The 12,373-nt window shown below is 56.3% G+C and carries 9 protein-coding genes; all 9 read right to left on the bottom strand.

Translation table 11 applies throughout. From position 1 onward, the window contains the following. Nucleotides 1–585 precede the first annotated feature (585 nt). Nucleotides 586–978: a hypothetical protein gene (locus FBY21_RS22600; protein WP_142013779.1), complete on the bottom strand. Its 393-nt coding sequence runs from the start codon at nt 976–978 to the stop codon at nt 586–588. A 211-nt stretch (nt 979–1,189) separates the two neighbouring features. Further along, the gene (locus tag FBY21_RS22595) at nt 1,190–1,555 is read right to left on the bottom strand and encodes a hypothetical protein (protein WP_142013777.1); all 366 of its coding nucleotides are present in this window, start codon (nt 1,553–1,555) and stop codon (nt 1,190–1,192) included. Nucleotides 1,556–1,848: 293 nt separating this feature from the next. Further along, nucleotides 1,849–2,394, bottom strand: coding sequence for a hypothetical protein (locus tag FBY21_RS22590; protein ID WP_142013775.1), 546 nt, complete (start codon nt 2,392–2,394; stop codon nt 1,849–1,851). Nucleotides 2,395–2,409: 15 nt separating this feature from the next. Continuing rightward, nucleotides 2,410–2,763: a DUF596 domain-containing protein gene (locus FBY21_RS22585; RefSeq protein WP_222119531.1), complete on the bottom strand. Its 354-nt coding sequence runs from the start codon at nt 2,761–2,763 to the stop codon at nt 2,410–2,412. A gap of 228 nt (nt 2,764–2,991) precedes the next feature. After that, nucleotides 2,992–3,318, bottom strand: coding sequence for a hypothetical protein (locus tag FBY21_RS22580; protein ID WP_142013773.1), 327 nt, complete (start codon nt 3,316–3,318; stop codon nt 2,992–2,994). 119 nt (nt 3,319–3,437) lie between these two features. Then, nucleotides 3,438–3,836 (bottom strand): Imm7 family immunity protein, encoded by a 399-nt coding sequence (locus FBY21_RS22575; protein ID WP_142013771.1) that lies wholly within the window; start codon nt 3,834–3,836, stop codon nt 3,438–3,440. Between the two features lie 101 nt (nt 3,837–3,937). Next, a complete protein-coding gene (locus FBY21_RS30370; protein WP_222119530.1) occupies nt 3,938–4,162 on the bottom strand; it encodes a restriction endonuclease fold toxin in 225 nt (74 codons plus the stop codon). Nucleotides 4,163–4,242: 80 nt separating this feature from the next. Further along, entirely contained in the window at nt 4,243–4,590 is a 348-nt protein-coding gene (locus FBY21_RS22565; protein WP_142013769.1) for a hypothetical protein, read from the bottom strand. A gap of 10 nt (nt 4,591–4,600) precedes the next feature. Beyond that, nucleotides 4,601–12,373 (bottom strand): DUF637 domain-containing protein, encoded by a 7,773-nt coding sequence (locus tag FBY21_RS29725; protein WP_142013767.1) that lies wholly within the window; start codon nt 12,371–12,373, stop codon nt 4,601–4,603.

Genomic DNA, 12,373 nt, shown 5'->3' with positions numbered 1-12,373 from the left:
CAAGAACTTCCTGATCAGAGCTTTCCACCACTACATACCCCCAAACGGGCGGTATGAACATCGCTTTTGAAATATCAATCTCCTGTATCAAAACCCCACAATGGGTACATCTTACTGGGTCTGTAGACTCCATAAGACAACTGTGACACTCATACAAATTTTTAGATTTTTTCAATCTTTCACTCCGAATAAAAACATCCCGAAAGACCAATCACACCATTGCATCAACTGTTAGAAAAATACTCCATCAATTCCAGCAACAATATAAAGACAACCAGAAAATACAGTTAGCGGCATCAGCCAGACCTTCGTTATTATTCGAACAAACTAAAAAAATATTATCAACCACCCCCAGAACCTTACAATGTTCGGAGAGTGCCGATTGGTCAGATAAAAATCTTAATCATTTAAGTGCCTAGCTACCTTGACCCGCACCACGGCAAAGCCAAACAAAGCAACGATTCAATTATTTATTCAACTTAAGCAAGATAGCCACCTACAGCTCTTCTTTTACCAGTAAAAATATATCCGCCCACTTTATAAATTCGCCTTTCGCCACACTCCAAAAACAGAACAAGAACCACTTTACCCAAAGTAAAAATACTCTTCATTATCGTCGCACATCCTTTTAACACCAGACACCACTCCATTCCCCCCTACATAAACCCAACCCTCACCAACGGGATCTGGAATATAACACTCAACTCCCAGAACAGAAGATGCAGATATTATTTTTCCCCTTAAATCCGCAGCACTCATCTCACACCTGAACAGCTGCAGCAACATAGCAGCCTCCCCATAGACGTACGAAAAAACACATAGACATCTGCAGCTGGACAAATCTAGCGCACCAGCCCTCTCATAAAACTCAGCATCCTGAAAAACAACGACCTCATCCACAGAAGCGCCCACGACCAGAGCAATGAAAGCTCTTAACTCCTGGAGAGAAATTTTATATCTCAACAAAAAATCAATCATTATTTATAACCCTCCAGGTCTTTCGTTTATTCGATCCTTCAAATCTGCGGATCGCGCGCCGGCACTTGCTGACAAGTGCGGGAGAGATGTGCCTGTAATGCAGGAATTAACGGCCGCGAGGTGCTCGCGCCGGCTGAAAAATCAGAAGTGGGCGGGTGATTTGGCTTTTTTATCGTCTTTTTCAAAAACTGCAGGTGCTGAAGACAGCTATCTACTCCGGCTTACCCTCAAAGCAAATTACGACATCCGGCCTACGTCCACGTAGCTCATCTTCCAATCTGGGTATCAGCTTAGCAGCAGCAATCTCATTGCACTCTATTGCTAGAGCGCCATCCACTTCAAGAGTAGAGAAACTCTGATAGAAGCGATTCGTCACCTCATCTATCACACGGCTCACAGCATCCAGCTCTTCCTGATTAATGTCATTGATTACCACAACACCCCAAATAGGCGGGATCACCATCGCCCCTGAAAGATCCAACTTCCTGATTAAAACTCCACAATTCGTGCATGTTACTGGATCTTTAGACCCCATCAGGCAGCTATGACACTCATACAAACGCGTTGACTTTTCCATTATTCCTCCCACCTCTAATAAAAATAGGGGCGACTGCAGAAGACCAGGACATAGGTCGCGCCAAGGTTGAGCATCCGCCCTAAGTAATTCTGTTTTTGCTATTGAGTCAGCGCAGGTACGTCTCATATTATCTGCCAAAGACAGCAGAGCTCTGCCTTTAAGCAAAGAGTCGCTAAAGCCAAACTATATACCTAAGTGAGCAAGCACTCTGAACCACTTCCGTCAACTTGTTCCACTCACAATCAGCAGCACCTAGAACCAACCAAGAGCGCGAATAAGTTTACAAAAAATAACTAACTCTTAGCCCATGCCTCGACTTCACTCACGAGGAACCTTGGCTCCACCACTATGAACTTCATCTCATCGCTATTGAAATAAGTTTTAGTTGCCGGCTCAAGTAGGCTTCTCTTCATGATTTTTTCTATTACTTTATTTTTAGCACCACCAAGGACACCAATTGATTCACGGACAATTTTTCTCATCAACTCAAGCTCCGGCGGAGCTTCTGCTGGATCATACTCTTCAACATAGGAGTCTGTTGATATGTAATACGTATGGTGTGGTCTTGATACAAAATCAAGTCCAATTTCCAAAGGCTGCTCAACCCTAACAAATTCAGCCAGCCCTGGTAGGGCCTCAACCCAACCCTTGCAGGAGCTCAGCATATCAACAAAGCTACTGACGCTTTCAGGATTTAACTCAGAGTCAAAATGGCGAACCATTATCCGTGCAGAACCCAAAGAGTAAGGTACAAAATACAACGTACCTAATTCGCTTGATAAGAATCTTTTCAAGCCTAGCTTTTCTTTGACATCTAAAAAGCTACGCACGTTCTCCACCCCATAACCTGCGACTTAAGTCCAAAACTCCTTTCCATCCGAGTCTATCCACACAATTCCAGCAGGGGCTTCGGCAAGAAACCAAAAGCCGAAGCCATCAAGATCATCCTCTCCTGGCTCCTTAGGCCACGCCGCTTTTAGAATATTCAACTGATCAGGAATCGAACCACTCAAAAAAGTACCGTCGCATGCGAGCTTTATATCTCCCGCCAAGATGAAACACTCCAGCAGGGAAAAGAAAATATCGACCCGATCCGGGTTACCGCATGACAGCTCAATAAGTTCAACTGTCATATGTTGCCATACGGCACCCATCGACATTCCAAATGCGCTTTTCGAAACATTATGATAGAGGGTATTCAGGCGCAATTTAACGACCAAGTATTTTCGAACATGCTTTCAACGCAGGATACCTTTTAAATAATTGGCTTATTAAAAATAAATCCAGAAATATCCTCACCACCACCAATCGCAACATCTTTATAAAGATCTACAAAAACATTCATATCACTAGACTTAAGGCCATCCTGTGCATCAAAACTGAAACCCCACCTTTATTTGATAAATTGGCATTTAATTTAATAAGGCTTGTATTTTCTATCGTCGCTCTTCGTTATTAAACAGGATTGGCACATTGCTATCACCCAGTGCGCTCTTGATGGTCGCCTCCACCGCTGGCAGTAAACCTGCAGCACTTTTGTCGTTAAGGTCAAATAAAAATAAACAACTTGCACGCATACCGTATTCAAGTGCAATTTCCACCAAAACAGAATCAGAATAAGTAGCAGGACTTCTTAAGTCATCAAGACTAGAAATCAGGAACTTTTCCGCAAAAAAATCCCGATGCTGCATGATCAAAGAATCAAGTATTCCTTTGACATCATCTGCGGTACGTGATGAATAGCAAAAAAGAGAGATAGCCATCTCAGTTTGAATCGCCTCGGTAGCTATTGCTTGGCGCTGACCGCAGATAAAACAACACCAGCGCGAGGCCGATGTTGGGGGAATAATAAAATAGATCTGCCCCCTTTTTCTCCTGTAAATTATTTGCCCTCAACGACAGGTATTACTGGCGATAGAAACGGATCTAAAAAAACCTCGCACTTTCCTCTTTTGATTACTCTGACTGAAAACACACCGCGCCCATATTCAGTACTTGCCTGCTCATCGTACTCATAGATTAATCCATATGCCCCAGCAAAATCTTTCGTCACGATGTCAACTATTTTTTGTAGGTCTTCGGCTTCAGTGCGCCGCCTATTAGGAATGGCGTTTAACACAAGGGTATAAACGCCATTCATTAGTAAAATTTCACCTCTACCGCTTGACCATCCAAAGCTGGATAATTCATTTTTAAATTTTTTGACTTTTTGATCTAGCCCCCCTTCATCCATTTCCGAAGGGGATTCTGATAATTTAATCCAACCATGAAATTCATACATAACTATCTCCTTACAATGGAGCCCTATCGATTACTGGCTCTATACCGTATCGCCTTCCATACTCATTTGATTTTTTAATAACTGCCGAATTAGGCGCACCATCAAAATGAAAATAAGACTTTCGGCCTAATTCTACAGCAGCTTCCAAAGGTACCTTTAGCTTGGTTACGGAACGCGCTTCCCATTTGGAAATTAGCAGGCTTTGTTTGCCCTATAAACTCATCACTAAAGACATCAAATTCACGATCTTTAAATTTACCAGGAAATTTTACTGAAGAAACTCCACCCAACCTTGCTGCGATGGCGTCTGCTGCGGGGTCATTCACATTGACCTTTGTATACTTTGCAAAAACTTCCTTCCCACCCGTCGTAGCAGGACCAGCTACCTCTTTTTGACCAACTCAAATTATGCGTTACGCAATGTCCACCACCGACAACTCACGTCAGGTTCAAGCATCACCCAAGCCTCTGATGTCGAGGTACAGATATCAAAAACGACATGAATCCCTGCTCCCGCGTCATCCCGAAAAAGCTCAATAAACTTCACACTTTCCGAAGTAATGATAGCCAACTCCTGCTCAGCAAACCGCAGCACGACCTGAAACGACCCCATTACAGCGCTGAAAGAAAAATCAACCTCCAACTCACTACTGCCAGATTTTTTTATGTAGCGACATAACGACAAACTTGGGTCAATCTCGACCGGTTCAATACCAAATTCTTCCAAAAAGTCATTGATGCTTGGAAAGTCCACCCCGACCTCCTTAATGAATAGGTATGATTGTGCTAAGTTTTCGAGTCCCGTCCTCAAGAACTTGAAACGTACTCTGAAAATTCGCGGCCTTGCCTGATGGCCCCATAAACAATGATTCCCTAACCTCAAATTTTCCAAACTGGTTAGTGAACGTATTCACCACGTTGCCTTCGGTTTTAACCGAAAGAGCCAAGTGCTCAGTCAGCATTTGGTAACCACTTGCATTATCTGGAACACCAAGCCTCTTCATCTCAAGGGCGAGTTGATTCGAACGAGCGGCGTTGTGGGAATTGCTAGCCACACGCCCAAATAGATAGTCAAACTTGCCCGACGCTATCTCTAACCCTTTTGGACCCTCCGTAGCATGCACCACACACCCACCGGACCCACACTGCAGGCACGGCCCTGTATTGTGCACCCACGTTTTCAGACTCCCTACATAGAAGGTATGCCCTATATCCACTGTCAGGTTATAGGTCACGCCCTGGGGCTGGACCATCTCGATGGACTCGACCCGTATGGACGCGTCATTGCTGCCGCCATCGCCCAACGACTGCAGTTCATCCCCTGGCTTCAGGCTGATCGCTGGTACGAAATCTTTGCGAGCAGGCACATAGAAGGGGTGACCCGGAGTAACCAGCAGAGTGTCGGTCTGGTCCTTGCCTAGGGCGTTCAGTCTCAATCGGTAGATTGCCTGGTCAGTCCGCACGTGCGTGGCGGTGACCGCTGCGGCAAAGGGCTTACCGCCTTTCTCAGGTTTGCTCCAGACGATGTCGCCGGCCTTGAGGGTTTCGATCGCCTTGTCGCCGTCCGGTGTCGAAACCATGGTTCCTGCGGCAAAGCAGCATGGCTTGACCAGCTTCCCAGTGGTGGTCTGGTTGGAGTACTTGGCTAGATCCTGTTGAGAAGGAGTGATCTTGCCCGCCTCCAGCTTTCTGAGCTTCGCACTGAGCTCCTCGATAGCGATGACGGTCTCGGCAGCCTTGGTACTCAGCTTGCTCGCACCCGCCGCCTTGAGGACGGTTGCCAGCCGCTCGAGCTTGGCCAGCTTGGCAGCGGGCCCCAGTGCGTCCCAGATACCGGGTTCGACTATCTCACTGAGTGCTTGCCCCAACTCCGCAACGACCTTGAAGTTTCCGGCATATTCCTGCTGTAGCTTCTGTATCTCCCGAACTTCCACGGGCAACTGATTGATTTGCCCATCCATATTGGCAATAAGTTCGTCCAGCTTCTTCTGCGTATCTTTTATATAGAGCTCACGCGCCTCTGCATCCAACTGGGCCTGAAGCTCCTGCGGACTCGCCGACTTTAGATACTCCTCACGCTTTGCCGCATCTCGGGCACTTGCATCTCTGGCCTTGTCACTGGCCATATCAAAAAGAATATTCTTGACGTCCTGGCCATCCCGCCATTGTTGATTGGAAAACTCTTTTTCCAATACAGCACTGGCATAGCGATCCTGGACTTTGTCCATTGCCGCTCTGCCCTCGGCTACTTCTCGCTCGATCTGCTCACAATTCCCGTTTGCCCGGCAGTTCTTCAGGCGCTCGGTATTCTCCGCACTGATCTTTTGGTACTTGGCCTTGATCTGCTCACAGGTGCCAGCCTGCTCACAGCCATCAAGCTCTCGAACAAGGGCCTGGACATCCTGATGACGCAGGTAGTTATTGGCCGTCGCGTTGGCCGCAACCGCAGCTGCAATTTCCGCATTGCCATCTGACATACCTGCTGCCAGGGCACCCACGAGTTGGGAGATGACCAGCAGCTTCTCCCGCCCTTCCCGGTACGCATCGCTGGTTTTATCGAGGTCGGCTGGCAACACATGTTCGCCAATCCACTTGAGCATCAGCTCGTTGGCGCCAGCGGCGATAGCACCGGTCCGGAAGTCGCCACCCATGGCTTCGGACAGGAGGCCACCTAACGTCGCGTGGAGTGCGACCTTCTCGAAGCTGCCCGTCTCAAGACGCAATCCACCGATGACGTCGGCACCTGCGGCGCCTGCAATCGCAACGGCGTTGGCAACTGCTGCGCTTTTGAGGTTGTCCTTGAGGCTGCCGCCATAAACGGCGGTCTTAACACCGGCTTGAACTGCAGTGACCTTGGCCACCTGGCCGACACTTTGCCAGTTGAACCCCATTGAGCCGGGGCTGTAGTTCCCCACCAACCCCGCTGTCACGCCGCCCACCACATACCCTTTGACGGCGTCCTTGGAGGTCATGTCCTTGGCGATTGCGCCCAGGTTTCCGCGGTTGTTGATGGTGCTGATGGTTCCCTGTACGGCAGCAGCCTGGAATGCGCCCTGAGCGACCCCTCCTACTACCGTTCCGGCTAGGCCGCCCTCAACGGCACCGCTAACCGTAGAAGCAATCACGGATCCAGCACCGGCAGTCAGGTAGGTGACGATGATCGCGATGATGATCTGCGCTCCGCCACCCAACCCCGAATGGCTGTACTTGAAGGAGTCGTGTACCTCTTTCACGCGTCGCCAATCGATGTCGCCACGCTTCTCGGCGTCCTTGAGCCACGCCAGTTGCGGATCAGCACTGACCATGACGTCGATGGTCTCGCTGACGGTCTTCTGATCGATCTGCTTGACGTCGATCTTCAGGCCTTCAACCGCCTTGATGGCGATCTCGCCCTGGGCAATGAGCTGGCTCTGCAGCACCGTTTCATCGGTATTGCCTTTGCCGCTCATGGAGTTCCAGACGAAGCTGCTCTTGCTCTTCTCGTGACTCTCCTGGTGAAGGTCCTTCACCGCTTCGAAGGTGATGGCGCCACCACTGTCCAGGGTCAGGTTGCCGCCACTTTCGAGGCGAGCACGCTGATAGAGCTGGTCGCCCTCACTGACCAGAGAGAGGTCACCCCCCGTTGTGATGGTGGTGCCGACATTACGGACATCGGTCACTTCATCGCGCTGGCTCTTCTTGGCGCCGAAGGCTCCCTTCTTCTTCATGTCGTACAGGTGGTAGTCGCTGTCCTGTCCGGCAGTCAGGGCCAGCTGTTCGCCGGCATACAGGTAGGCCTCTTCAGCGGCCTTGAGTTTGCTGGCGCTGAGCAGCAGGTTGCCGCCCGCCTCGATATCGAGGCCGCCGCCCGCCTCGATCACCGCCGCCTGCTGGCGGACGGTGCTGTCCTGCTTGTTGACCTTCTTGCCACTGCGCTTGTAGCGGTACTCGCTGCTGGTCTCGTCGGCTGCCGCGGCGATGGTGATGTCGCGCTCGGCCTCCAGGCTGACATCGCCCCCCGCCTTGACGGTGCTGGCAATCACCGCAAGGTCCTGCCCGGCGCTGGCCTTCAGATCCCCCCCCACCTGCACATCACTCCCATGCTGGGTGGTGCTGGTGGTGCTCCAGAAATGGCGCTTGTCCTGGCGCATGCTGCCGTTTTCCTCGGCAGCAGAGGCGATGACCAGGTCGTTGCCGGCCTTCAGGGTGGCGTTGCCGCCGGCCTTGAGGCTGCCGCCGATGTTCTGGATGTCCTTCCCGGCGGTGAGGCTCAGGCTGTTGCCGGCCTCGAAGCCGGCCGCCTTGTCCACCACGCTGGTGAGCTGGCTGAAGTTCCTGCCGCTGCGGGACTCCTGGCTGATGGTGCGCTCGTTGATGATGTCGCCGGTGAGGGCGATGGCGCTGACATCCTTGCCGTTGATGAGGCCGCCACGGGCATTGCGGATGCTGTCAGTGGCGAGCAGGGACAGGCGCTCGCCGGCCTGCATCAGGCCGCTGTTGCTGACGTTGAGGGCCGAGGCCTGGAGGTTGTTGCTGGCCCGCAGGGTGCCGCTGTTGGTGAGGGTGGTGCCGCTGATCAGCGCCACGTCGCGGCCCTGGATCAGCGCGCCGCTCGGGGCCAGGCGGTCCTTGGCCTGGGCCAGGTAGAGCACCGGTACCAGCACCTTCTGCCCACTGACCTCCTGCTCCTCCATCCACACGATGTCGTGGGTCAGCGCGGCGACCTGCTCTGCGCTCAGGGCGATGCCCGGGGCGAGGTTGAGGCGCTCCTTGCTGGCGAGGGCGTTGTCCATCAGGTACTTGAACTGGGCCTCGTCGGAGGCCAGTCCATCCAGGAAGCGCTTGCCGGTACGGGCGATGACCGCCTCCCGGAGCAGGCGCTGCTCATACAGGCCGTCCCCCAGGCGACGCTGGGTCTCGTCCGGTTTGAAGCCCAGGCGGTCCAGCAGGTAGCTGGAGTTGATGAAGCCCGACAGGCTGGCGAATACCGGGTTGGTTTCGATCAGGTAGGGGTGGCCGGGGTCGGTGTTGACCCGGAACAACCCGTTCTGCCCCTGGGGCAGGCTGAACCCGGGCAAGGCGACGGGGTTGATGGCCTGCTGCTGGACGTCGGGTGCCAGTTGGGCATTCAGCCGGACCACCAACGGCTGGCTGGAATCGGAAACCTGGCTGTCCAGGCTGCGGCTCGCGCCGGCCTGGGGTGCCTGGCCGGTGATGACGGCATCGTTGGTGAGCGGCTGGGTCGCCTGGATGCTCACGTTGCCGCCCGCCTGGATGATGGCCGGCGCAGCGGATCCGGTCGGCGTGCGGGTTTCGATGTCGCTCACCAGGTTCCAGGCGTACAGCGCGCCGGGCATCTCCTTGGGCATCGGACGGGCGTTGTAGGGGTCGATGTAGTTCCCGCGGAAACGCTCGTCGGTACCGTCCGTGACGCGCCCGGTGTTGAAGCGGCGCGTGCGCTCGATGGTGCCGCTGGCCGCGCCGGTGTTGTCCAGGCTGGTGGCCACGATGGCGATGTTGCCGGTGGCGCTGAGGCTGCTGTACAGGTTGCTGACCGCACCGCCCTGGATGTCCAGATTGCCGCCCGAGTTGATCCGGCCGGCGGCGGAATCGCTGGCGACGATGGTCTTGAAGCGTTCGGTGGCCACGTAGTCGACGTTGTGGTGGTCACCGCTGCAGTCGTAGCAGACCACGCTGATGTAGCCGTAGGTGAGCTCACGCCCCTCGACGAAGGTCTCTTTGCGGTTGCTCAGCACGGCGGCCCGCAGGCTCATGTCGCCCGAGCTTTCCAGGGAGCCGGAGATGTTCTCCAGGCGGGTCAGCTGGGCCCCGGCATCATCCCTCGCAACACTCAGGCTCCCCAGGCTGTAGAGGTCCCCCAGCAGGTTGGTCAGGCTGCCGGTGCGCAGCACCATGTCCGCGCCGCTGAACACCAGGCCGCGCTCGTTGCGCAGGCTGTCGCTTTCGAGGCGCAGGGCCTTGGCCGCGCCGAGGGTGCCGCGGTTGTCCACGCTGCCGGCCTTGAGCAGCAGGTCGCCGGCGGCGCTGAGCTGACCGGCGCTGGAGAGTGTGCCGCCCAGGCGGAAGTCGCCGTTGCTGCCGCTGCGCAGTTGGGCGCCGCTGCCCAGTTCGGCGCTGGCGGCGCTGACGGTCATGTCGCTCTGGCTCTTGAGGCTGCCGTTGCCCTGGTAGCGGCCGCTGAGGGCGAGCTGGAGCTTGCCCTGGGTTTCGATCAGGCCGTCGTTGGTCCAGTCGGTGCCGCTGGCGGTGATGTCGTCGATGGACACCAGTTGCCCGGTGGCCGTCTGGGTGAAGCGGCCGACCTTGAGGTCGATGCGCTGGGCCTGCAGCAGGCTGCTGTTGGTCCAGTCGGCTACGTCGAGGCTGAGGGTGCCGTTGGTGAGGAAGCGGCCGCCGGCCTGGCCGACATCGGCCAGGTTGAGGCCGAAGCCCTGGTTGCCGACGTGGCGCAGGGTGCCGCCCTGGTTGCTGAGCTGGGTGCTGCTGAGGCGGAAGGCGGCGTTGCCGATTTCCACCAGGCCGTTGTCGTTGTCGAAGCGCCCGCCGAGGCGGAAGACGCTTTCGCCGCTGCTGCCCAGGGCGCGCAGTTTGCCGTTGGCGTTGCGGGCGTCGTTGAGGTCGAGGCTGAGGGTCTGCGCGGCTTCCACCAGGCCGCCGCTGTTGTCGAGCAGGCCGCCGAGGGTGAGGTCGATGGTGTCGGCGCCGAGGCTGCCGCTGTGGTTGCGCAGGCTGTCGGCGTTCACCGTGAGGCTGTGCTTGGCCTGGATCTGGCCGTTGTCGTTGAGCAGTTCGCCGCGGGTGAGGCTGAGGTTGCCCTGGGTGGCGGTGATGTGGCCTTGGCTGTTGTCGAGGCGAGTGCGGGTGGTGAGGTCGAGGCTGTCGCCCTGGAGGCGGCCGGCTGTGTTGTCGAGGGTGTCGCTGCGGGCGGTGAGGGTGCCGTTCTGGGCGATGAGGCGCCCTTGCTGGTTGCGCAGGTCCTGGGCGTCGACGGTCAGGGCGCCCTGGCCGGTGAGGAGTTTGCCGTTGCGGTTGTCGAGGGTGCTGGTGGTGGCCTTGAGTTCGCCGCTGTCGGCCTGGACGGTGCCGTTCTGGTTGTCCAGGACGGCGGTGTCGAGGGTGAGGCCGTCGGCCTTGGAGAGGATGAGGCCGTCCTGGCTGTTGTCGAGGCGGTCGCGGGCGGTGACGGTGAGGGCTTTATTGGACGCGACGGTGCCACCACGGTTGTCCAGCGTCTGGCCGTCGAGGGTCAGGTCCTGCCGGCCGATGAGTTGGCCGCCCTGGCGGTTGTCGAGGGTGCTGGCCTTGATCCGGGCGCTGCCGGTGGCGACCAGTTCGGCGCTCTGGTTGTCGAGGGTGGCGAGGTCGGTGGTGAGGCTGCCCTGGGCGTTTACGGTGCCACGGTTGCGCAGGGTGCCGCCCTGGATGTCGAGGACGCTGGCGGGGTTGTCGGTGTTGGCGCTGCCGTCGCTGCGTACGCCGGCTTCGAGGCGGCCGGGGTTGTCGATGTGGGTGGCGTCGAGGCGCAGGTCGCCGCCGGCGGCGAGGCGTTCCTGGTTGTCGAGGGTGCCGGTGGTGAGGCGGGCGTTGCCGCTGGCGTAGGTGCTTCGGGTGAGTTCGATGTCGGTGGCGTTGGCGGTGAGGTTGCCGCTGGCGGCGGTGCGCGCGAGGGTGAGCTTGCCGTTGGCGTCGATCTGGATGTCGCCGCCGCTGGCGGCCATGTCACCGGCCAGTTTGACGCCGACGCCCTGTTCGGTGCCGACGAGGCGGATGGCGCCGGCGTACATGCCGCCCAGGGCGCTGCTGTCGATGGCCAGTTGGGGTTTGTCGGTGCCGTCGTCGGCCTTGGCGGTGGCGGCGAGGGTGGCGGCGTCGACGTCGTTGCGGCCGGTGATCATTGCCAGTTGCCGGGCATGCAGTTCGGCGTTGATCTGGGCGCTGCGGGTGATCAGTTCGAACTGGTCGACGTTGCTGGCGTTGAGCCCCTGCCCTTCGATGCGGATCTGTCCGCCGTCGACGTCGTAGCGCTTGAGGGCGCCGTTCTCGACCACGGGGGCGCCGGTGCTTAGGGTGGCGCGGGGGGTGTTGATGAAGCCGCAGCCGTCGCAGGTGATGCCGTGGGGGTTGGCGACGATGACGTGGGCGCCCTGCCCGGCCACTTCGGTGTAGCCCTTGAGCTGGCTGGGGTTGGTGCCGGTGACTTCGTTGAGGATGACGCCGGCGGCGCGCCCGTTGAGGTTGGGGTTGCCGAGGATGTAGCCGCCCAGCTGGGTGCTCTGCAGTTTGTTGGTGGCGTTGTTGAGGATGAGCCCCTGTTCGCCGACGTTGTAGTCGCTGAATTTGTTGTGCGACAGGCCGTTGCCGTTGGGCGTGGCGATGTTGACCACGGGTACGCCGTTGGCGGCGGCGCCAATACTGGTGTTGCCGCCGGCGGCGGCGTCCACGGCGAGGTCGGCGGCGGTGCTGACGATGGGGTTGAGGAACATGACGCCGATGAGCACGGTGGCGATGTTCTGGAAGAAGGGGCTGCGAACGTCCAT

This window comes from Pseudomonas sp. SLBN-26 (genome assembly GCF_006715895.1).
Lineage (GTDB): Bacteria > Pseudomonadota > Gammaproteobacteria > Pseudomonadales > Pseudomonadaceae > Metapseudomonas > Metapseudomonas otitidis.
Note: the sequence above shows the minus strand (reverse complement) of the source record. Positions and strands in the feature narration are given on the sequence as shown.

Excerpts from the sequence above, each read along its gene's own strand:
- FBY21_RS22600 (WP_142013779.1), bottom strand. The coding sequence starts at position 978 with ATGATTGATTTTTTGTTGAGATATAAAATTTCTCTCCAGGAGTTAAGA.
- FBY21_RS22595 (WP_142013777.1), bottom strand. The coding sequence starts at position 1,555 with ATGGAAAAGTCAACGCGTTTGTATGAGTGTCATAGCTGCCTGATGGGG.
- FBY21_RS22580 (WP_142013773.1), bottom strand. The coding sequence starts at position 3,318 with ATGGCTATCTCTCTTTTTTGCTATTCATCACGTACCGCAGATGATGTC.
- FBY21_RS22575 (WP_142013771.1), bottom strand. The coding sequence starts at position 3,836 with ATGTATGAATTTCATGGTTGGATTAAATTATCAGAATCCCCTTCGGAA.
- FBY21_RS29725 (WP_142013767.1), bottom strand. The coding sequence starts at position 12,373 with ATGGACGTTCGCAGCCCCTTCTTCCAGAACATCGCCACCGTGCTCATC.